At 66.1% G+C, this 19,852-nt stretch carries 19 protein-coding genes; 6 read left to right on the top strand and 13 right to left on the bottom strand.

All coding sequences use genetic code 11. The features are described 5' to 3' along the window. Positions 1-196: 196 nt before the first annotated feature. Genes POF53_RS18410 through POF53_RS18400 form a run of 3 tightly spaced genes read right to left on the bottom strand, consistent with a single transcriptional unit; the run spans position 197 to position 2,844 of the window. A complete protein-coding gene (locus POF53_RS18410; protein WP_498968880.1) occupies positions 197-784 on the bottom strand; it encodes a TetR/AcrR family transcriptional regulator in 588 nt (195 codons plus the stop codon). A gap of 12 nt (positions 785-796) precedes the next feature. Further along, entirely contained in the window at positions 797-1,645 is an 849-nt protein-coding gene (locus tag POF53_RS18405; RefSeq protein WP_186715304.1) for a 3-hydroxybutyryl-CoA dehydrogenase, read from the bottom strand. A gap of 14 nt (positions 1,646-1,659) precedes the next feature. Then, positions 1,660-2,844 carry an acetyl-CoA C-acyltransferase family protein gene (locus tag POF53_RS18400; protein WP_203646910.1) on the bottom strand — a complete coding sequence of 395 codons (1,185 nt, stop codon included), beginning with the start codon at positions 2,842-2,844 and terminating at the stop codon, positions 1,660-1,662. Between the two features lie 171 nt (positions 2,845-3,015). On the opposite strand from POF53_RS18400, the gene POF53_RS18395 reads away from it, so the two are divergent. After that, on the top strand, positions 3,016-4,041 hold the full coding sequence (locus POF53_RS18395) for an AraC family transcriptional regulator (protein WP_498968879.1): 1,026 nt from the start codon (positions 3,016-3,018) through the stop codon (positions 4,039-4,041). A gap of 656 nt (positions 4,042-4,697) precedes the next feature. Here POF53_RS18395 and POF53_RS18390 read toward each other — a convergent pair. Further along, entirely contained in the window at positions 4,698-4,865 is a 168-nt protein-coding gene (locus POF53_RS18390) for a hypothetical protein (protein WP_498968877.1), read from the bottom strand. 21 nt (positions 4,866-4,886) lie between these two features. Continuing rightward, on the bottom strand, positions 4,887-5,405 hold the full coding sequence (locus tag POF53_RS18385; RefSeq protein WP_232855282.1) for a GNAT family N-acetyltransferase: 519 nt from the start codon (positions 5,403-5,405) through the stop codon (positions 4,887-4,889). Positions 5,406-5,592: 187 nt separating this feature from the next. Here POF53_RS18385 and POF53_RS18380 point away from each other — a divergent pair, with 187 nt between their 5' ends. From POF53_RS18380 to POF53_RS18370, 3 genes are all read left to right on the top strand, one after another. After that, positions 5,593-6,492 carry a methyltransferase domain-containing protein gene (locus tag POF53_RS18380; RefSeq protein ID WP_254464058.1) on the top strand — a complete coding sequence of 300 codons (900 nt, stop codon included), beginning with the start codon at positions 5,593-5,595 and terminating at the stop codon, positions 6,490-6,492. 120 nt (positions 6,493-6,612) lie between these two features. After that, positions 6,613-7,815 carry a DUF3142 domain-containing protein gene (locus POF53_RS18375; protein WP_498968874.1) on the top strand — a complete coding sequence of 401 codons (1,203 nt, stop codon included), beginning with the start codon at positions 6,613-6,615 and terminating at the stop codon, positions 7,813-7,815. After that, a complete protein-coding gene (locus POF53_RS18370; protein ID WP_498968872.1) occupies positions 7,802-9,949 on the top strand; it encodes a hypothetical protein in 2,148 nt (715 codons plus the stop codon). Before POF53_RS18375 ends, POF53_RS18370 begins: the two co-directional genes overlap by 14 nt. 421 nt (positions 9,950-10,370) lie before the next feature. Here POF53_RS18370 and POF53_RS18365 read toward each other — a convergent pair whose 3' ends face one another. Genes POF53_RS18365 through POF53_RS18340 form a run of 6 tightly spaced genes read right to left on the bottom strand, consistent with a single transcriptional unit; the run spans position 10,371 to position 16,587 of the window. After that, complete coding sequence (locus POF53_RS18365; protein WP_203646902.1) at positions 10,371-11,912, bottom strand: ABC transporter substrate-binding protein; 1,542 nt, start codon at positions 11,910-11,912, stop codon at positions 10,371-10,373. A gap of 34 nt (positions 11,913-11,946) precedes the next feature. Further along, the gene (locus POF53_RS18360; protein WP_254464055.1) at positions 11,947-12,921 is read right to left on the bottom strand and encodes an ABC transporter ATP-binding protein; all 975 of its coding nucleotides are present in this window, start codon (positions 12,919-12,921) and stop codon (positions 11,947-11,949) included. Beyond that, a complete protein-coding gene (locus POF53_RS18355; RefSeq protein ID WP_254464054.1) occupies positions 12,918-13,904 on the bottom strand; it encodes an ABC transporter ATP-binding protein in 987 nt (328 codons plus the stop codon). The genes POF53_RS18360 and POF53_RS18355 overlap by 4 nt, the downstream gene beginning before the upstream one ends. After that, entirely contained in the window at positions 13,901-14,749 is an 849-nt protein-coding gene (locus POF53_RS18350) for an ABC transporter permease (protein ID WP_234560360.1), read from the bottom strand. Before POF53_RS18350 ends, POF53_RS18355 begins: the two co-directional genes overlap by 4 nt. Continuing rightward, complete coding sequence (locus POF53_RS18345; protein ID WP_203646897.1) at positions 14,746-15,693, bottom strand: ABC transporter permease; 948 nt, start codon at positions 15,691-15,693, stop codon at positions 14,746-14,748. The genes POF53_RS18350 and POF53_RS18345 overlap by 4 nt, the downstream gene beginning before the upstream one ends. 3 nt (positions 15,694-15,696) lie before the next feature. Continuing rightward, positions 15,697-16,587, bottom strand: coding sequence for a proline iminopeptidase-family hydrolase (locus POF53_RS18340; RefSeq protein ID WP_203646895.1), 891 nt, complete (start codon positions 16,585-16,587; stop codon positions 15,697-15,699). A 184-nt stretch (positions 16,588-16,771) separates the two neighbouring features. On the opposite strand from POF53_RS18340, the gene POF53_RS18335 reads away from it, so the two are divergent. Together POF53_RS18335 and POF53_RS18330 are read left to right on the top strand one after the other, a co-directional pair. Further along, on the top strand, positions 16,772-17,521 hold the full coding sequence (locus POF53_RS18335) for a LuxR family transcriptional regulator (RefSeq protein ID WP_498968868.1): 750 nt from the start codon (positions 16,772-16,774) through the stop codon (positions 17,519-17,521). Between the two features lie 98 nt (positions 17,522-17,619). Continuing rightward, positions 17,620-18,519 carry a proline iminopeptidase-family hydrolase gene (locus tag POF53_RS18330; RefSeq protein WP_186733290.1) on the top strand — a complete coding sequence of 300 codons (900 nt, stop codon included), beginning with the start codon at positions 17,620-17,622 and terminating at the stop codon, positions 18,517-18,519. 144 nt (positions 18,520-18,663) lie between these two features. Here the strand turns inward: POF53_RS18330 and POF53_RS18325 are convergent, their stop codons facing one another. Both POF53_RS18325 and POF53_RS18320 read right to left on the bottom strand, forming a co-directional pair. Then, positions 18,664-18,882 (bottom strand): hypothetical protein, encoded by a 219-nt coding sequence (locus POF53_RS18325; protein WP_203646890.1) that lies wholly within the window; start codon positions 18,880-18,882, stop codon positions 18,664-18,666. 98 nt (positions 18,883-18,980) lie between these two features. Then, positions 18,981-19,613 carry an SEN1982 family lipoprotein gene (locus POF53_RS18320; RefSeq protein ID WP_232855264.1) on the bottom strand — a complete coding sequence of 211 codons (633 nt, stop codon included), beginning with the start codon at positions 19,611-19,613 and terminating at the stop codon, positions 18,981-18,983. Between the last annotated feature and the right edge of the window lie 239 nt (positions 19,614-19,852).

Raw genomic sequence — 19,852 nt, 5'->3', positions numbered from 1 at the left:
CAGGGGCCGGATGAACGGAGCGGAACGGTTTTGCCTACTTTTCCCTAGAGAAAAGTAGGTCGCCGTAAAGGCGAAAAGGTGACTAAATGTCGACATCACCTACGAATGCGCATAAAAAAACCAAAACAATCACCAGAGAACCAGAGAACCAGAGAACCAGAGAACCAGAGAACCAGAGAACCAGAGAACCAGAACCCTACCCCAAAGCCCTCTCCACAGCCCCCCCCACCAAACGCTCCATCAACCCAACCCCCTCCGCCTCACCCAGCCCCTTCCCCCGCAACATCCCAGGCAACTGGTTCAACAGCGTCGCCAGCACATGCCCGGTAGCCGCCAGGACCTCGGCCCCCAGCCGCGCCTGTGGCGCAATCAACCGCAGGAGCCCGGTTTCATAGCGCTCCCGCAAGCCCGCCAGACGCGCCTGCTGCTCCCCGGTCAGGCAGCAAAAATCCCGCTCGGCCAGACGAAACTGCAACGGTCGCTCCGCATGCAACTGCCAGTGCGCGGCAATCAGGCAAGCCAGCACTGGCCGGCCCTGGGCCCGCGCCCGACGGCCCAGGTCCAGGGTGGCCTGCAACTCCTCGTACAACTCCTCGATCAAGTCATACAACAGGTCCTGCTTGCTGGGGAAATGGTGGTACAGCGAGCCCGCGGTCAAGCCCACGTGCGCCGCCAGCTCACGCATGCTGACCTGGCCGAAGCCTTTTTCGGCGAACAGGGCCATGGCCCGGTCACGCCGCTCCTCGAAGTTGGCGCAGCGCAGCGCCGCGTTGACCGGGGGCATCACGCGGCTCCTCTAGTAGGTGAAGAAGCCGCGGCCGCTCTTGCGCCCGAGGTAACCGGCGGCAACCATCTCCTTGAGCAGTGGGGCGGGGCGGTACTTGCTGTCGTTGAAGCCTTCGTGGAAGGCCTCCATGATCGCCAGCAAGGTGTCCAGGCCCACCAGGTCGGCCAGGGCCAGCGGGCCGATCGGCTGGTTGCAGCCCAGGCGCATGCCGGTGTCGATGTCCTCGGCGCTGGCCAGGCCTTCCTGGAACACGAAGATCGCCTCGTTGATCATCGGCACCAGGATCCGGTTGACCACGAAGCCCGGGCGGTTGCCGGCAGTGATCGGGGTCTTGCCGAGCTTCTCGGTGACCAGCAGCGCCTGGGCGTAGGTCGCATCGCTGGTCTGCAGGCCCCGGATGATCTCGACCAGCGCCATCATCGGCACCGGGTTGAAGAAGTGCACGCCGATGAAACGCTGCGGCTGCTCGATGCTGGCCGCCAGTTGGGTGACCGACAGCGACGAGGTGTTGGTGGCGATCAGGCACTCGGCACCGACATTGGCGGCCACCTGCTGCAGGATGCGCTGCTTGAGGGCGAGGTTCTCGGTGGCCGCCTCGATCACCAGCTGCGCGTCCGCCAACTGGGCGTAGTCGGTGCTGGTGCGGATGCGCGCCTTGGCTGCGCTGGCCTTGTCGGCGTCGATGGTGCCCTTGCCGACCTGGCGCTCCAGGTTCTTGCCCAGGGTCGCCACGCCGCGCTCCAGCGCGGCGTCGGAGACGTCCACCAGCAGGACCTGGTAGCCGGCCAGCGCGCACACCTGGGCGATGCCGTTGCCCATGGTGCCGGCGCCGATCACGGCGATGCGTTCGATGTTCATGTTGCTGACTCCTTTCAGACGCGTTCGAAGACGACGGCGATGCCTTGGCCGCCGCCGATGCACATGGTGGCCAGGGCGTAGCGGCCCTGGACGCGGTGCAGTTCATGGATGGCCTTGGTGGCGATGATCGCGCCGGTGGCGCCGACCGGGTGGCCGAGGGAAATGCCCGAACCGTTGGGGTTGACCTTCTCCGGGTCGAAGCCCAGGGCGCGGGCAACGGCGCAGGCCTGGGAGGCGAAGGCTTCGTTGGATTCGATCACGTCCAGGTCGGCGACCTTCAGGCCGGCCTTCTCCAGCACCTTCTGCGTGGCCGGGATCGGGCCCAGGCCCATCAGTGCCGGCTCCACGCCGGCGTGGGCGTAGGCGACGATCCGCGCCAGTGGCTTGAGGCCCTGGCGGCGCACGGCGTCACCGGTGGCCAGGACCAGGCCGGCGGCGCCGTCGTTGATGCTGCTGGCGTTGCCGGCGGTGACGGTGCCGTCCTTCTTGAATACCGCCTTCATGGCCGCCAGCTGTTCGGCGCTGGCGTCGCCGCGCACGTTCTCGTCCACGGCGAATTGCACGGGGCCTTTGCGGGTCTTGATCTCGATCGGCACGATCTGGCCGTCGAAGCGGCCCTCGGCAATGGCGCGGGCGGCACGGCGCTGGCTGGTCAGGGCGACCTCGTCCTGCATCTCGCGGCTGATGCCGTGGGCCGCCGCGACGTTCTCGGCGGTGATGCCCATGTGGAAGTGCTCGAACGGGTCCTGGAGGATGCCGACCATGTAGTCGATGCCCTGCAGGTCGCCCATGCGCGCGCCCCAGCGGGCCTGTGGCAGCAGGTAGGGGCCGCGGCTCATGGATTCGGCGCCGGCGGCCAGGGCGATGTCGCTGTCGCCCAGCAGCAGGCCCTGGGTGGCTGAAACGATGGCCTGCAGACCCGAGCCGCACAGGCGGTTGACGCTGAAGGCCGGGGTTTCCTTGGGGATGCCTGCGTTCATGGCCGCGACCCGCCCCAGATAGGCGTCGCGTGGCTCGGTGGGGATCACATTGCCCATCACCACATGGCCGATCTGCTCGGCGGCGATGCCCGAACGCTCGATGGCGGCGCGGGTCACCTGGGTGGCGAGGTCGGCCAGCGGCAGGTCCTTGAGCGAACCGCCGAAGCTGCCGATGGCCGAACGTACCGCGCTGACGACAAAGATTTCTGTGCTGCTCATGGGGGCTCCGTTTGCGAAGGCGTGGCGGGGTGGAGGTGGCTCTGCGAGAATGGCGGCCGCACCCTCCCGGGGTGGATCGAGTCTAGGCAAAGGCCTTCAGGTGGCCTATGCCGGATCTGTTCAATCAACCTGGTATTTTTTGCCACTCAGCATAGACAGCGGACTTCTGCCATGCGCGATAGCGATACGGTCGCGGTGTATTTCCTCAATGCCATGCTCCACGCCCTGCGTGAGCGGCCACAGGCACGCGACGCCCATCTGCGGGCGGTGGGCATTGATCCGCAGGTGCTGGCCGAGCCCCTGGCGCGGGTGCCGGCCAAGGCTTTCGCGCAACTGTGGCTCGCGCTGATCGACGAGCTGCACGACGAGTTCTTCCATCTCGACAGCCACGGCATGCCCTTGGGCAGCTTCGCCCTGATCTGCCGCGGGCTGATCCAGGAACCCACCCTGGGCAAGGCACTGCGCCAGTGCCTGGGCAGTTTCGCCCTGTTCCTGCGCGACCTGAACGGCAGTGTCACGGTGCGCGGCGCGCGCACGGTGATCAGCGTGCAGTCGAACATCGCCGATCCGCAGACCCGGGTCTATGCCGAGGAAACCTACCTGGTGCTGGTGATCGGCTTGTTGTGCTGGCTGGCGGGAAGGCGCATCGCCATCGACCGCACCGAACTGGCCCTGGCGCGGCCGGCGCAGGAGGACGACGCGTTGCTGTGGGGGCCGGACTTGCGCCTGGGCAGCGGGCGTACCGAGGTGGAGTTCGACAGCGCCTGGCTGCGCCTGCCGGTGGTGCAGGACCTGGCGGCGCTGAAGGGTTTCCTGCGCAGCGCGCCGCAGGGGCTGGTGATTCGCTTTCGCAACCAGAACGGCCTGGCGGCCGAGGTCTACCGCCACCTGCGCGCCCGCCACTACGGGCAGTGGCCGACCCTCAACGTCATGGCCGAGCGGCAGGGGCTTGGCGCCAGCAGCTTCCGCCGCCGGCTGGAGCGGGAAGGGCGCTCGTACCAGCAGATCAAGGACGAGGTGCGTCGAGCAATGGCTTTCGAGCTGCTGCGCGAAGGGTGCCTGAGCATTGCCGAGATCGCCGAGCATACCGGGTTCCAGGAGCCCAGCGCGTTTCACCGAGCGTTCAAGAAATGGACCGGGCAGAGTCCGGGCAGTTACCGGGCCAAGGGGAAACATGATTCGTGGTGTACTACGTAGTACGTAATATTCGGGGCGGGTGTCGGGCGATAAACTTGCAGCGCCCATCAGATCGAGCGCAGACAGCACAAGACAGTTGCTCCCACATTTGTTGCAACGTGCCGAACCTGTCAGGCTATGGTTGCCCGCCTTGGTGCATGTCTTGAGACAGGTGGGGCGACAGCGCTGTCCACGCTGAGACCGCGTCGGACCCACAAGGCGGACTAGGTAATGGCACAGGATTGACTGGCCCGAAACAGATGTGGGAGCAACTGTCTTGCTCAATTTTTAGAATCTGGCGCGATCCCTGTGGGAGCGGGTTTACCCGCGAAGCAGGCGACGCGGTACCTGGCACCGGCTATGCCGGTGTTCGCGGCTGAAGCCGCTCCCACAGCGACCGCGCGGCCCTCAAGCCACGCGCTACGCCTGTGGGAGCAACTGTCTTGCTCAATTTTTAGAATCTGGCGCGATCCATGTGGGAGCGGGTTTACCCGCGAAGCAGGCGACGCGGTACCTGGCACCGGCTATGCCGGTGTTCGCGGCTGAAGCCGCTCCCACAGCGACCGCGCAGCCCTCAAGCCACGCGCCACGCCTGTGGGAGCAACTGTCTTGCTCAATTTTTAGAATCTGGCGCGATCCCTGTGTGGGCCTTGCGTCGCGATGCGCCGCGCTCGATATCATAGGCGCTGAATTTCTCTCGGCGAACACCCCAGTGCCCAAACCAGCCACTGGCGCAGCATCGCCGGGGTATAGAGGTTGCCGGTGCGGAACGAAAACACGCCGTACTGTTGCGCCTTGCGCGCCTGCCCGGTCATCGCCGTGCGCCAGAAGGCGCGGGGCGGCACTCATTGGTAGGGGTTCATGGGTTATCCGTGCAGCTCGAGGCTGTAGATGAGGTCGTCGTGCCAGCGGCCACCGAGCCGGTAGGCCTCGGGCACACGGCGGGCGAGGGTGAAGCCGCACTTCTCCAGGACCCGGCAGGAGGCCGTGTTGCCGTCGGTGACGGTGGCCTCCAGCGAGGTGAGACCGGTGGCGCTGGCGAAATCCACGATCACCCGCAGCGATTCACTGCCCAGGCCCTGGCCGTGCCACTCGGGCAGCAGCAGATAGCCGCATTCGGCATGCCCTGGGCGCAGCACGCGCAGGCCGGTGACTCCGACGTCCCGGCCGCTGGCCTTGTCGGTCATCACCAGGCACAACCAGTGTTCGGCGCCGGGTGACCAGTCCGGCAGGCGATGCTCGAACCCCCGGCGCACTTCGCTTTCCGGCAGCTCGTCGAACACATGGCGCATGGTCTCGGGCTCGCGGTGGAGCCTGAGGAACAGCGGCCAGTCGGCTTCGGCCAGGGGGCGCAGGTACAACCGATCGGTGTGCAGCTCCAGCATCCGGTGCTCCTTGCGGGATTGGGAGGGCTGGAGGATTTGTACGCCGGGTTGCCTTGAGGTTCAAGCCTTTGTCCGCTGTTTGCGCGATGTGCTGAACAAGCGTCACGGTCCGATGCGCCACGGGCTTGCGGCTCTACTAATCTCAAAGGGCTATTCAAATAACCTTGCGTCCCACCGGAGGTTGACCATGAGAGGCTTGAGCCGCGCACTGGATGATTTTCAGAATGACATCGTCGGTGGCGATTACCTGCACGCCATCAACTGCATGAACGAACTGCTGACCGAGTACCGCCAGGGGCTGTCCGACACGCTCTGGCGGGAAAGTGTGGTCGATCAGTGTCGTCAGCACCCGATATTCCAGTTGCTCAAGCAAGATCCCTATACATCACGCGCCTTCGACAAACCCAGAGGTTATCCGGGGGATGCGGTGATGCTGGACTACGCCTACTACCAACAGCCGCCATCGGATGCCAGCGAGCTGGGCAAGCGGATCTTCAACGTCGTGACCTCTAGCCCGAATGCGCTCAGTGTGCGTTGGCGGCGCGAGCATATCGCCTGGTTGATCGAGCAAATGGCAGGCCAACGGGAAACGTTGGCGCTGATGAGTGTGGCTTGCGGACATTGCCGGGAGCTGGAGCTGCTTACGCCATCGACCCGCGCGCGCATCACCCGTTTCGTTGCCTTTGACAATGATGCCGAGACGCTGGCTCAGGCTAGGCAAGTCTCTCCCGAGATCACGACTTGGCAGTGCAATGTCAAGAGCTTGCCTGAAAACGGTGAGCACAACGGCTTCGACTTCATCTACAGCATTGGTATCTACGACTATCTCAGCCACGCCCAGGCAGCGAAGCTCACCACCTGGCTGATGGCCAGACTCAATCCGGGGGGGCGAATGCTGATTGCGAACTTCACTGCGGACAACTGGGGGCGGGGCTACATGGAAGCGTTCATGGACTGGAACCTGGTGCTTCGATCACGCGAGCAGATGAGAGGGTTCATACCCCAAGGCGCGTCAACGCACACCTGCCTGTACTTCGATCCCTACCGGAATGTCATCTATCTATTGCTCAGCCGACCCGCCAGCTAGGCCGTCAGGCACCTGACCGGACTCCGTGATTAAACGATCAGCTCCGTGTCCATCCTTTGGTGCGCTGGGGTAAAATCTGCACTTCACCCCGGCGCCAACACCCGTCAGACAAAGGACTGTATGCCCGCCATCCCGCTACTGCGTCGTCTTTTCGCAGGTTTCGTCCTCGCAGTGCTCGCCGGCTGCCAGCCCGAGCCTGCACCGCCCCTCGACCAGCAACTCTACATCTGGCAACGCCAGTGGCGGCCGGCCCACGAACAGGCCCTGGCCGATAGCCGCGCCGACTTCTCGACCCTGCGTGTGCTGGCCTTGCAAGCCCAGCCCAAGGCAGGCTGGAGCAGGGCGCTGGTCAACCTGCCTCAGCTCAAGGCCGATGGCCGCCCGGTGATCGCCGTGGTGCGGCTGGACGGTCAGTTGCCCGCGCTCGACCTGCAGCTGGCCGGCACCCAGATCGCCCAATTGCTGGCCGACTGGCAGGCCGCCGGCTTGGCCCCAAGCGGGCTCGAGATCGACCATGACAGCGGCAGCGCCCGCCTGCCGGGCTATACCGAGTTCCTCCTGAAACTGCGCGAGCAACTGCCGCCGGGCCTGAAACTGAGCATCACCGCGCTGCCCGCCTGGCTCGACAGCCCGCACCTGCCGGCGTTGTTGCAGGCGGTGGACAGCAGCGTGTTGCAGGTACACGCGGTGAGCGATCCCCGTCGAGGCCTGTTCGATCCGCTGCAGGCGAAGAGCTGGGCCGAACGCTGGAGTCGTGTCGGTGACAGGCCGTTCTACCTGGCCTTGCCCGCCTATGGTGTCGCGCTGCTGCCGGATACCGGCGGTGCGCCGGTGGTGGAAAGTGAAACCCCATTGAACCGGCCCGGCGAGCGCCGCGAGCTGCTGGCCGATCCGCAGCAACTGGCGGACCTGGGCAGGCAACTGCGGGACAAGCCGCCCGCGCACCTGGTCGGGCTGATCTGGTTCCGCCTGCCATTGCCCGGCGACCGCCGGGCCTGGAGCCTGACCACCCTGAAGGCGGTGGCGCGCGGCGACACGCTCGCCAGCCAGTGGCGGGTCGAACTGTCCGGGCAGGGCGGGCTCTTCGACATCAGCCTGGTCAATGTCGGCAATCTCGACTTGGCGGTGCCCGCGCGCGTGGAACTGAACGTCGAATCCTGCGACGCCGCGGATGGGCTCAACGGCTACCGGCTGCAGCAATCCCCCCAACACCTCGTCTTCAACCGCCAGTCCAGCGTGCGTGTGGCCGCTGGCGGCCGGCGCGTCCTCGGTTGGGCGCGCTGCCATGGAATCGATCAAGGAGCATGGAATGTCTACCCCTGACTGGACCCGACGCTTGCTGTGCCTGTCCCTGAGCGTGCCGGTCGGCACGGCGCTGGCCTGTGGCCCGGACTTCCCGATGCGCCTGCTGGATGACCGGGCACAGACCCTGGCCGAGCTGCCGGAAGGCAATTTCGGCTTCGAGGTGAATCGCCTCGGCGAGCAGCTGGCAGGCCTCAAGCCCACCACCGAGATGACCCTGACCCCTTACTGGGACAGTGACGACAACGACCGACCTTACCGTGAGCAGCGCAGCCGGATCGAGGCCGATGAGTTGCCGGAATCGCTGCGCGAGAAGGTCGCGCAGTTGCGGGCCCTGCAGGATCCACGACAGGTGCTGGAGCAGGGGGCCGAATTGCCGGATGAACTGCGCCTGTACATTGCCGGCGCAGTGGCCTTCGACACCGAGGATAACGCCCTGGCGGCGGACTATTTCGCCAAGGTGCTGGCCCTGCCGGCCGAGCAACGCAAGCTGCGCAGCACCTGGGCGGCCTACTCGCTGGGGCGGGCGCTGATGGCCCGCAGCTTCGAGGCCAGCGATGATCCGCAACAGACGCCGCAGGCCCTGCAAGCCCAGGCGCGCGAGGCCTTCCACCAGGCCCGCGCGCTCAGCGCCGAAGGCTTCAGCGACCCGCTGGAGCTGGGGGTGGCCAGCCTTGGTGAGGAGGCCCGCCTGGCCAAGCTCGCCGGCGACTGGAACAGCGCGATTCAGTTGTATGCCAGCCAGAGCCGCCTGGGCTCGGGCAGCGGCTACAGCTCGCTCAGGCAGCTTGCCGACGAACTGGTGAGCCTGCCGGATGAACAGCTGAAGACACTGCTGGCGCAACCAATGCCGCGCAAGCTGCTCACCGCCTACCTGCTCAGCCATGTCGGCTGGGACTACGACGGTCAGCCGCCAACCCAGGCCCGGCGCCTGCCCGCGTTGCTGCAGGCCAGTGTCGGCGGCAAGTTGGAAGACGCCGACCGCCTGGCTGCGTTGACCTACCAGCAAGGCAACTATGCCGCGACCAGAAGCTATCTGCAGCAGGCAGGCGACACCGGACTTGCCTGGTGGCTGCGCGCCAAGCTGGCCTTGCGCGACGGCGACAAGACCCAGGCTGCGGCTGCCTATGCCAAGGCCGCCGCCGCGTTCCCCCGCGAAGAGTCATGGGGTTCGCGACAGACACCCGATTGGGACTACGAAAGTGTGAAGCCCGGCTGCCGCGTCGAAGGCGAAGGCGCGATCCTGGCGTTGGAGCGCGGCGACTACCTGCAGGCCTTCGACCTGCTGTACCGCAGCCAGGAGATCTACTGGCAGGACACGGCCAGCGTGGCCGACCGCGTGCTGACCCTGGATGAGCTCAAAGGCTACGTCGATGCCCATGTGCCGGCGCCGCCAGCACCCAAGGTGGAAGAGGGCGGCTATGTGCCGCGCCCGGTAGCGACACAGTTGCGCGAGCTGCTGGGGCGACGCTTGCTGCGCGAAGGACGCTACGACGAAGCACCCGGCTACTTCGCCACGCCGCAGTTGCAGGCCGACGCCAAGGCCTACGGCCAGCACCGCCAGGATGCCGTCTCACGCTGGACACCTACCGGCCGGGCTGAAGCACTGTACGCCGCAGCGACTTTGGCGCGCAGCGCGGGCATGGAGATCCTCGGTTATGAAATGGCGCCCGACTACGCCTGGCTGGGCGGCAGCTACAGCCTGGGCAGCGCCGAAGTGCAGCCAGGGCCGTTCCTGGCCGCGGGCGAAGTGCAGCGCCAACTGGCGACCGAGGCCAAGCCCGATCAGCGCTACCACTACCGCTATGTCGCCGCCGACCTGGCCAACCAGGCCGCTGACCAACTGCCACGCAGCAGCCAGGCCTTTGCCGCGGTGCTGTGCACGGCGGCCGGATGGGTGCCCGGCAGCGAACAGGAAAGCGCGTTGTACAGACGCTATGTCCAGCAGGGGCCGTTCGTGCAGTGGGCGGAAGATTTCGGCAAGCAGTGCGAAGAGCCCCGGTTCGATCAGGCTAACAAGCGCTACCTGACCGAGAAGCTCGATAGCGTGCGCACGGCGTTGCGGCCGTACAAGGCGCAGGTGCTGCCGGTGGGGTTGGTGGTGCTGGCGGGGGTTGCCTGGGCGTGGATGCGGCGGCGCAAGGCTAGGGGTTGATATGAGGGGCGGCGCTGGATTCTCGAGGTGTAGGACGAGAGAGTTGCAGCGCCTATCAGATCGAGCGCCGCCCGCGCGGCGCATCGCGGGACAAGTCGCATCGGCGCACCGCCGCTCCCACATTTGTTTCGGGCCAATTATGCCTGTGAAAGTACCGGCGCCTGCCTTGGTGCATGCCTTGAGTCATGTGGAGCAGCGTTAGCGACCACGCCAAAACCGCGTCGTACCAACAAGGCGGACCAGGTAATGGCACAGGATTGACTGGCCCGAAACAAATGTGGGAGCGGCGGTGCGCCGATGCGACTTGTCCCGCGATGCGCCGCGCGGGCGGCGCTCGGTCTCAAGGGCGCGACAAGACTACCGCCAGGCACCTGTCCGCCACAACGCGGTCAAAAGACAGCCATGAGCCGCCCCACGGGCTTCAGTTCTGCGCGGTCTTCTGACCAGCCTCCAGCTTCACCGTCTCCTCCAGGGTGAAACGCCCCAGCGGGTTCTGCAGGAAGTTCTGGATATTGCTGCGCGAGATGTTGATGTACGGGCTGTAATACAGGTCGATCCAGTGCACGTCCTGCTTGGCCAGCTTCTGCAGGTCCTGGTACATCTGCTTGCGCTTGACCGGGTCGGTTTCCACCCGGGCCGCGGCCACCAGGTCCTTGACCTTGTCGTTGTGGTAGCGGGTCATGTAGTTCATGTTGGTGTCGTGGCCCAGCACGAAGGTGGTCTTCTGGTCCGGGTCGAGCACGTCATTGGTCCAGTACATCACCGACAGGTCATAGTCACCGTCGACCAGCATCTGCCAGCTCTGGGTCGGGTCGACCTTCTGCAGGTTGGCGGTGATGCCGACATCGGCCAGCTGCTTTTGCACCAGCACGGCGATCTGCTCGTCGGCCTCGTTGCCGGCGTTGACCACGTAGTTGACCTTCAGCCCCTCGGCACCGGCTTTTTTCAGCAGCTCGCGGGCCTTGGCCGGGTCGAACGGGCGCTGCGGGTTGTCGGCGTTGTGGTAGAGCGCACCCTTGGGAATGTACGAGTAGGCCATTTCGCCGTGACCGAAGGTCACCGTGTCCACCAGCGCCTTCTTGTCGATCGCCAGGTCGATGGCCTCGCGCACTTCCTGTTTGCCCAGCAGGCCCTTGGAGTGGTTGATCAGCAGGTGGTCTTCACGGGTCGAGGGGTCGATATGGATGGTGATCTTCTTGTCCTTCTGCAACTCGTCCACCTGGGTGAACGGCACAAAGATCGCCGAGTCCAGTTCGCCGGCCTGGACCTTCATCATGCGCGTGCGGTCATCCGGGATGGAGATCCACTCCACGCCATCCAGGCTGACCTTGTCGGCCTGCCAGAACTCCGGGTTCTTCTCCAGGATCACCCGGTCGCCCCGTAGCCATTCCTTGAGTTTGAAGGCCCCGGACACCACCGGGTTCTGTGCGTATTCCTCCTCGCCGAGCTTGTCCATGGCCTTTTTCGACAGGATCGAGATGTTGGCGGTGGCGAGCTGGGCCAGGAACGGCACCGACTTGCTGTGCAGGGTCACCACCAGGGTATGCGGGTCGGCGGCCTTGGCGGTGTCGATGATCTTGTACGAGTCGGCCCAGAGCGAACCCGGGTTGTCGCGGATGCGCAGCAGGGAGAAGGCGGCGTCCTCGGCGGTGATCGGCGAGCCGTCGGAGAACTTGGCCTCGCGCATCTTGAAGGTGTAGGTCAGGCCGTCGTCGGAAACCTTCCAGCTTTCGGCCAGGCCCGGCACCAGCCGGGTGCCGCTGTTGTCGACGCGGATCAGCACGTCATAGACGTTGGCGAACACCCAGCTGTCGCGGTTCTGCGCGCTCTTGATCGGGTCGAAGGTGGTGCTTTCCTCACGGCAGCCGATGGTCAGCACGCCGGCGGCCTGGGCCATGCCGCTGGCCAGGGTGCTGGCAGCCAGTATGGCGGCGGTGAGAAGTTTCAATGCGGCGGGTTTCATGCTCAAGCTCCGTTTGATGGTCATGGTGGTGATGTCAGCAGGGCAGTTGCGAGTGAACGCAGGCGTGGCGCCGGGCGCCCTGGATATGCTCGGGTGGCGCGGTTTCGCCGCAGCCGGGCAGCGCATGCCGGCAGCGCGGATGGAAGGCGCAGCCGGATGGCAGGTTCAGTGGGCTCGGCGGCTCGCCGGCCAGCGGGTCCTGGGGCAGGCGTCGGGCCGGGTCGATGTCGGCGATGGACTGGATCAGCGCGGCGGTGTAGGGGTGGCGCGGGGCGGTAAAGACCTCATGCACCGGGCCTTCCTCGACGATCTGCCCCAGGTACATCACCGCCACCCGGTCGCACAGGCGGCGCACCACGCCCAGGTCATGGGTGATGAACAGCAGCGCCAGGCCCATGCGCTCGCGCAGCTCCAGCAGCAGGTTGATGATCTGCCCCTGGATCGACACGTCCAGCGCGGCGACACATTCATCGGCGACGATCAGCCTGGGCTCGACGGCCAGGGCCCGGGCGATGCCGACCCGCTGGCACTGGCCACCGCTCAGCGAACCGGGTCGGCGTTCGGCCAGCTCGGCGCGCAGGCCGACCAGCTCGAGCAGTTCACCGACCCGGGCCGGAATCTGCGTGGCGGGCACCTTGCGCTGCACTTGCAGCACTTCGGCGAGGATCTGGCCGATGCGCTGGCGCGGGTTGAGCGCGCTGTACGGGTCCTGGAAGATCATCGCGGTCTCGCGGCGCAGGCGGGCGATATCCGCCGGGCTGCCCTGGTTCATGTCGGTGCCGTCGAACAGCACCTGGCCGCCGCAGCTCGGGGTGAGCTGGAGGATGGCCCGGGCCAGGGTGCTCTTGCCGCAGCCCGATTCGCCCACCAGGCCGAGGGTTTCGCCGGCGGCGAGATTCAGCGAGGCGCCGTTGACCGCGCTGACCTTGCGCGGACGCAGGTTGAACAGGCCGCTGCCGGCGGCGGGAAATTGAACCTGCAGGTCCTTGACCTGCAACAACGTGGTCATGACAGGCCTCCGGCCAGCAGCGGGGTATGGCAGGCCAGGCGGTGGCCGGGGCTTGCCTCCAGCAGTTCGGGCAATTGTTGCCGGCAGAGCGGCATGGCCTGGGGGCAACGTGATTCGAAGCGGCAGCCCGCCGGCAGGTCATCGAGCAGCGGTGGCTGCCCGGCGATGGTGGTCATGCGCACTGCCTCGGGTTGCGCCGCCGGATGACAGGCCAGCAGCCCGGCGCTGTACGGATGTCGAGGCTGGGCCAGCATTTCGTGCTTGGCGCCGTGTTCGCAGAGGCGCCCGGCGTACATCACGGCGATGCTGTCGCAGGTCTGCGCCACCACGCCCAGGTCGTGGCTGATCAGGATCATCGACAGCCCGCGGCGGTCGCGCAGCTCCAGCAGCAGGCGCAGGATCTGCGCCTGCACGGTGACATCCAGGGCCGTGGTCGGCTCGTCGGCGATCAGCACCTTGGGGTTGCAGCCCAGGGCCACGGCGATCATCGCCCGTTGGCGCATGCCGCCGGAAAACTCATGGGGATAGTTGTCGACCCGGGACTTCGGGTCGGGGATACCGACCTGGCGCAGCACCTCGATTGCTTCGGCCCGGGCCTCGCGACGCGAAACGCCCTGGTGCAGGCGGATGCCCTCGGCGATCTGCTCGCCGATGCGCATCAGCGGGTCCAGGTGGCTGCTGGGGTTCTGGAAGATCATCCCCAGCTCGCGCCCACGCAGGCGGCGCATGCCGGCTTCGTCCAGCTGCAGCAGGTCGTGGCCCGCCAGGCGCACGGCCTGGCCCTCGACCCGCAGGTTCGGCGCCGGCAGCAGGCGCATCAGGCCCCGGCAGGCCAGGGTCTTGCCCGAGCCGCTTTCGCCCACCAGGCCGAGGATCTCGCCTTCGCCAAGGTCGAAGGACAGCCGGTCGACCAGGGTGATATCCCGTTGGCCGGCACGGGCGATGACGCTCAGTCCGCGGACCTGGAGCAGGGGCGTGGTCATGAGCGGTCTCCCAGGCGTTCGGCGACGCCGTCGGCCAGCAGGCTGAAGCCCATGGCCAGGGTCACCACCGCCAGGCCTGGGAAGGTGCAGATCCACCAGGCGCTGGTGATGAAGCTCTGCCCCTCGGCGACCATGGTGCCCCATTCCGGGGTCGGCGGTTGCACACCGAGGCCCAGGTAGCTGACGGCGGCGCCGTTGAGCAGCACCAGCACGGCGTCCGACATGCAGAACACCACCGAGCCGAACAGCGCGTTGGGCAGCAGGTGGCCGAACAGCGTGCGTCGGTGGCTGAAGCCCAGGCTCCTGGCGGCCAGGGCGAAGTCGCTGTGCTTGAGCACGAGGATCTGCGAGCGGATCAGCCGCGCATAGGACACCCAGCCGACCAGCGCCATGGCGATGTAGAAACTGCCCAGGCCCGGACCGAGTATGGCCATGATCGCCAGCATCAGCACCAGGAACGGAAAGGCCAGGACAATGTCGATCAGGCGCATGCAGGCGTTGTCCAGCCAACCGCCGACGTAACCGGACACCGCGCCGATGCAGGTGCCGAGCAGGAACGGGAAGATCACCCCGATCAGGGCCATCTGCAGGTCGACCCGGGCGCCCCAGATCACCCGCGAGAGCACGTCGCGGCCGAAGTTGTCGGTGCCGAAGGGATGCGCCAGGCTTGGCGCGGCCAGGCGCAGGTCGCCGTTCTGCAGCAGCGGATCGAATGGCGCGACCCACGGCGCGCACAGCGCCAGCAGGCACCAGCCGAGGACGATGGCCAGGCCGCAGTACAGGGTCAGGCGACCATCGCCGAGGTTCCAGGCCAGGCGTGCGCGCAGGGCGAGGGTGGCGCTCATTGGATCTTCACCCGCGGATCGAGGACGGTGGTCGCCACGTCGGCGAGGAAGTTCACCGCCACCGTGGCGCAGGCCAGCACCATGGCAACGCCCTGGACCACCATGTAGTCACGGGTGAAGATGCCGCGCACCAGCAATTGGCCGACGCCCGGCAGGGAGAACAGGCTCTCGATCACCACCGTGCCGCTGATCAGCCAGCCGATGTTGACCGCCAGCAGGTTGATGGTCGGCACCATGGAGTTGGGCAGGACATGCCGGCGCAGGATCGCCCCTTCGCCCAGGCCCCGGGCACGGGCGGCGGTGACATGGTCGGCCTGCATCTCCAGCAGGATGCTGGCGCGCAGGTTGCGCACCAGCACCGCCGACAGCGCCAGGGCGATGGTCAGGCAGGGCAGCACCAGGTGGTGCAGCTTGTCGGTCCAGGTACGGCCATAGCCGGACACCGGGAACAGCCCCCAGTGCACGCTGAACAGCAGGATCAGCATCAGCCCCAGCCAGAAGGCCGGCAAGCCGAGGCCGGCGGTGGTGAACAGGCGGATCAGGTTGTCGGCCCAGCCGCCCTTGTGGCGGGCGGCGAGGATGGCCAGCGGCACGGCGATCAGCAGCGCCAGGGCGACGCTGCCCAACACCAGCATCAGGGTCGGCTCGATGCGGCTGGCGATCAGCGGCAGGGCGTCGACCTTGTACAGCAGCGACTTGCCCAGGTCACCATTGAGCAGGTTCTTCAGGAAGTACAGGTATTGCACCCAGATCGGCTCGTCGAGGCCGAACTGGGCGCGGATTTTCTGGATCGCGTCCGGTGTGCTGCGCGCGCCCAGCAGTACCCGCGCCGGATCGCCCGGGATCGAGCGCACCAGCACGAAGGTGATGATGCTGATGCCCAGCAGCACCGGCAGCAGTTGCAACGGACGGATGAGGACGAACCGGTAGCGGGCCAGGCTCATCGATCAGCCCCGGTTACGTTGCAGGAAATCCAGCAACACCGGGAAATAGGCCTGGGGCTCTTCGTAGAACGGCATATGGCTGCTGTTGGGGAACACGTGCAGCTCGGCGCGCTCATGCAGCGCCAGCTTCATGCGCATGGCGCAGGCCGGGGTCAGTTCGTCGTGCTGGCCGGTGGTGATCAGCACCGGCATGCGGAACGAGCCCATTTGCTCGAGGCGGTTCCAGTCCTTGAGGTTGCCGATATAAAGGAACTCGTTGGGGCCCTGCATGGTGGCGTAGGGGCCCATGTTCCAGTCGCCCAGCGAGCGCTGGATCGGCGCCGGCCATTCATCGAGCCGGCAGACATGGCGGTAGTTGAGCAGGGTGATGGCGGCCTGGTACTGCGGGTGGTCGAGGGTGCCCATGGCCTCGTGGCGCTGCATCATCGCCACTGTTTCGCTGCCCAGGGCGCCGCGCAGGCGCTCCAGCTCGGTGATCAGGTGCGGAATGTCGCCGACGGTGTTCTCGAGAATCAGACTTTTCAGCGACTGCGGGTGATGAATGGCGTACTCGATCGCCAGCCAGCCGCCCCAGGAGTGCCCGAGCATGTGCACACGGCCCAGGTCCAGGGCCTGGCGCACCTGCTCGACCTCGGCCACGTAGCGGGTGATGTTCCACAGGCTGTCGTCATCCGGGCGGTCGGAGGCGCCGGTGCCCAGCTGGTCGAAGGCGACCACGCGGATACCCTTGTCCTTGAGCCAGGCATGGGCGTCGCGCAGGTAGTCGCAGGGCAGCCCCGGCCCGCCATTGAGGCACAGCAGCACCTCGTCCCCTTCACCAAAGCTGTACACCACGAGATTGTGGCCATCGACCGATACGTTGAACTGCTGGTCAGGTTGCATCTCACGCCACATCGCTACTCTCCTGTTGGCCATGGCTTGCAGCTATAACTAGCGCAGGAGTTTTCGTCGCCTACAAGCTAGTGTTTCCTATAGGTTTCGTATGGCAGTCCCGCGCCAAGCCGTGGCATTCTACGTGCCGGACTTCGAGATGGAAATCCAAAAGGAATCACAGGGAGTGTCAGGTATGCAGGCCAAGATGGCTGAACTCAATGCGCGTCTGGCGTCGGACGATAGCCTCGACGAGCAGATGGACAGCGTCGCCGAACTGGCGGCGGAACTGGGCTTCGATGCCCTGGTGTACGACTACAGCCCGGTGCCGCTGGATCATGTCGGCGAGCTGATCACCCCGAGTGTGGTCCGGCTGCGCCAGACCCCGAAGGACTGGCAGGACCTGTGGTGCTCCGAGGGCTTCTACCAGATCGACCCGGTGCAGCAGGTGGCGGTGTCCTCCATCGCGCCCTTCGTCTGGTCGTACCTGCCCAAGGGCGAGACCGTCCTGCAGCGCCACATCGACCAGCGCCACGCCCCGGTGGTCGGTTACCTGCACGACGCGCAGCTGACCTGCGGCGTGACCGTGCCCATCCACCTGCCACGGGGCGGGTTGGCGACCCTGACCGGCCTGCGCCCCCAGGCCAGCCAACGCGACCTGGACGACGCCCGGGAGCACCTGGGCGATTTCAGCCTGATCGCCCATGCCTTGCAGGAGGCGGCCTATCCCTTGCTGGCCAAGGCCTCCGCCACCCGCGTCATCCGCCTGACCCGCCGCGAGGTCGAATGCCTGCGCTGGGCCGCCGAAGGCCTGACGGCAGGGGAGATTGCCGAGAAGCTCAACCGCTCGCTGGCGACGATTTCCCTGCACCTGACCTCGGCCATGCACAAACTGGGGGCGAAAAACCGCGTCCAGGCGGTCGCCCGGGCGGTGCACTACCGCCTGCTGGACCAATGAAGCAACAAAAAAGGTCGAAAACCTAGAGAACTCTCTAGTTATGCCGCGCCGCGCGTAGGGTTATTGTGTGCTCCATGATTCGCACGGAGCCGGATGACATGGAACTCACCCAATCGCGTGAAGGTTTTGCCCCCTTCGGCAACTACAAGACCTGGTACCGCGTTACCGGTGACCTGGACTGTGGCCGCACCCCGCTGGTCATCCTGCATGGTGGCCCGGGTTGCACCTACGATTATGTTGACGCCTACAAGGATGTCGCCGCCGGTGGCTACCCGGTCATTCACTACGATCAGCTGGGCAACGGCCGCTCGACCCACCTGCCGCAGATGCCGGCATCGTTCTGGACGGTCAAGCTGTTCCTCGAGGAGCTCGACAACCTGCTGGAACACCTGGGCATCAGCGAGCGCTACGCGCTGCTGGGCCAATCCTGGGGCGGCATGCTCGCCAGCGAGCACGCGGTGCGCCAGCCACGGGGCCTGCGCTGCCTGGTGATCGCCAACTCGCCGGCCGACATGCGCACCTGGGTACGCGAGGCCAACCGCCTGCGTGAAGAGCTGCCCAAGGAGGTCCAGGACACCCTGTTGCGCCACGAGGCCGTGGGCGACTACACCGCAGCCGACTATATCGCCGCCACCCGGGTGTTCTACGACCGCCACGTGTGCCGGCTCAAGCCCTGGCCGGAAGAAGTGGCGCGCACCTTCGCCCAGGTGGATGCCGACCCGACCGTGTACCACGCCATGACCGGACCGAACGAGTTCCATATCATCGGCAGCACCAAGGACTGGACCATCGTCGACCGCCTGCCGCAGATCAATGTGCCGAGCCTGTTGATTTCCGGGCGTTATGACGAGGCCACGCCGCTGGTGGTCAAGCCGTACCTGGACCTGATCCCCGGGATCCGCTGGGCGCTGTTCGAGAACTCCAGCCATATGCCCCATGTAGAGGAGCGGGTGGCGTGCATGGGCACGGTGGTGAAGTTCCTCGACGAGAGTCTGTAGCGCGTAGCATTCGACCGTTTTCCCTTCCTCAGGCCTGTCCGGGCGTTGCCCGGCGGGCCTGAGTTTTTTGCGCGGTGTTGTCAGGTAGGGGCCAAGCCATCCACGCGCAAGGCGTCTGCGCTGAAAGACGCTGTTCAGGGGGCATCAGCTGGAGGGCTTGTCGCTAGCGTCCTGTCCTTGCTGGCCGAGATGCTGCCGGGCGGGTGACGGGGCGTCACCCTTGGCAACCTGCTCGGCCGCCTGCTGGCGTTGCAGCGCAAGTTGGTCGCTGCGTTCCCTGAGGCGGTCGGCGCCGCCTTCGGCAAAGGCCGAGGTGGCCGAGATCGTTGCCAGCAGGGCGAGTGCGCACGCTACGGATTTCATCACTGGAGTCTCCATCGATTGACCTGAAGGTCGGCCGCCTGGCGGCCGGGTTGAGGCAAGGATGGCGTGCGCGGATTTTCCCAGGATTAACAAGCCGTTCAGTTGGCCAGCAGTTGCTCGTGCACCCAGCCCTGGGCCGTAAGGACCATGGATCGGGTTTCCTCCAGCGGCTTGGCGGCGCTGGCGACCGCCTGGCCAAGCCCGGCGATATCGGCCTGGACCGCCGCGTCGTCGGCCCACCCCGGCAGTTCGGTGATCTGGTAGCTGTAGGTCACCTGGGACTGCTGGCGGCCATCGTGTTCGACAGGGGGGCTGAAGCCCTTGATGGTGGTGACCTGTGCCTTGCCGAAGCACAGGCCGCCGGTGCTGGCGCCGTTCGCCTCGCGCCGGGCATCGGCCTTGTAGTGGCGCCGGCCCTCGTCGGTGAGGTCGTAGGCGTAGTAGATATCGGTCCGCGCCGGCTGCCACAGGCGCTCCGGCACCTCGGTGCGGGCGACTTCCCGTTCGCTGACCACGCCGACCCGGGCCAGGGCGTGCAGGGCCTTGTTGGTGCCTTCCACATCGAAGTCACGGGTGCGCGTGGGGAAGGCGCTGATCACGAAACAGTGCGGGTACTGGGTGTCGAGGTAGGCCTGGGCAGCCTGGCGCAGGTCGGCTTCGCGGGGCTGTTGGCCGTCCGAGCAGCCGACCAGGCTCGCCAGCAGGGCCAGCGGTATGATCTTCCTGTCCATCGTAGGGCTTCCTTGAGTTGCCAATTGCAGGGATGCGCGCCGGCCGGGCCGGCTGGTGCGGGATTAGAACCCGCGGGCCAGAGCCCCTGCAATCGTGGCAAGACGACATATCCTCCAAGCTGTGCGCTGTTTCGCAGCACCCGCGCAGCGCCATGTCCGGCAAAATGCCGCTGCTCATCCATACTCCTCTGATCCGCCCTGGCGCCGTCGGGGCAACCGGCAACGGACAGACCTGCAAC

Origin of the sequence: Mitsuaria sp. RG (assembly GCF_028369275.1) — a bacterium.
GTDB classification, from domain to species: Bacteria; Pseudomonadota; Gammaproteobacteria; order Pseudomonadales; family Pseudomonadaceae; genus Aquipseudomonas; species Aquipseudomonas peradeniyensis.
This window is presented reverse-complemented; position numbering and strand designations above follow the sequence as displayed.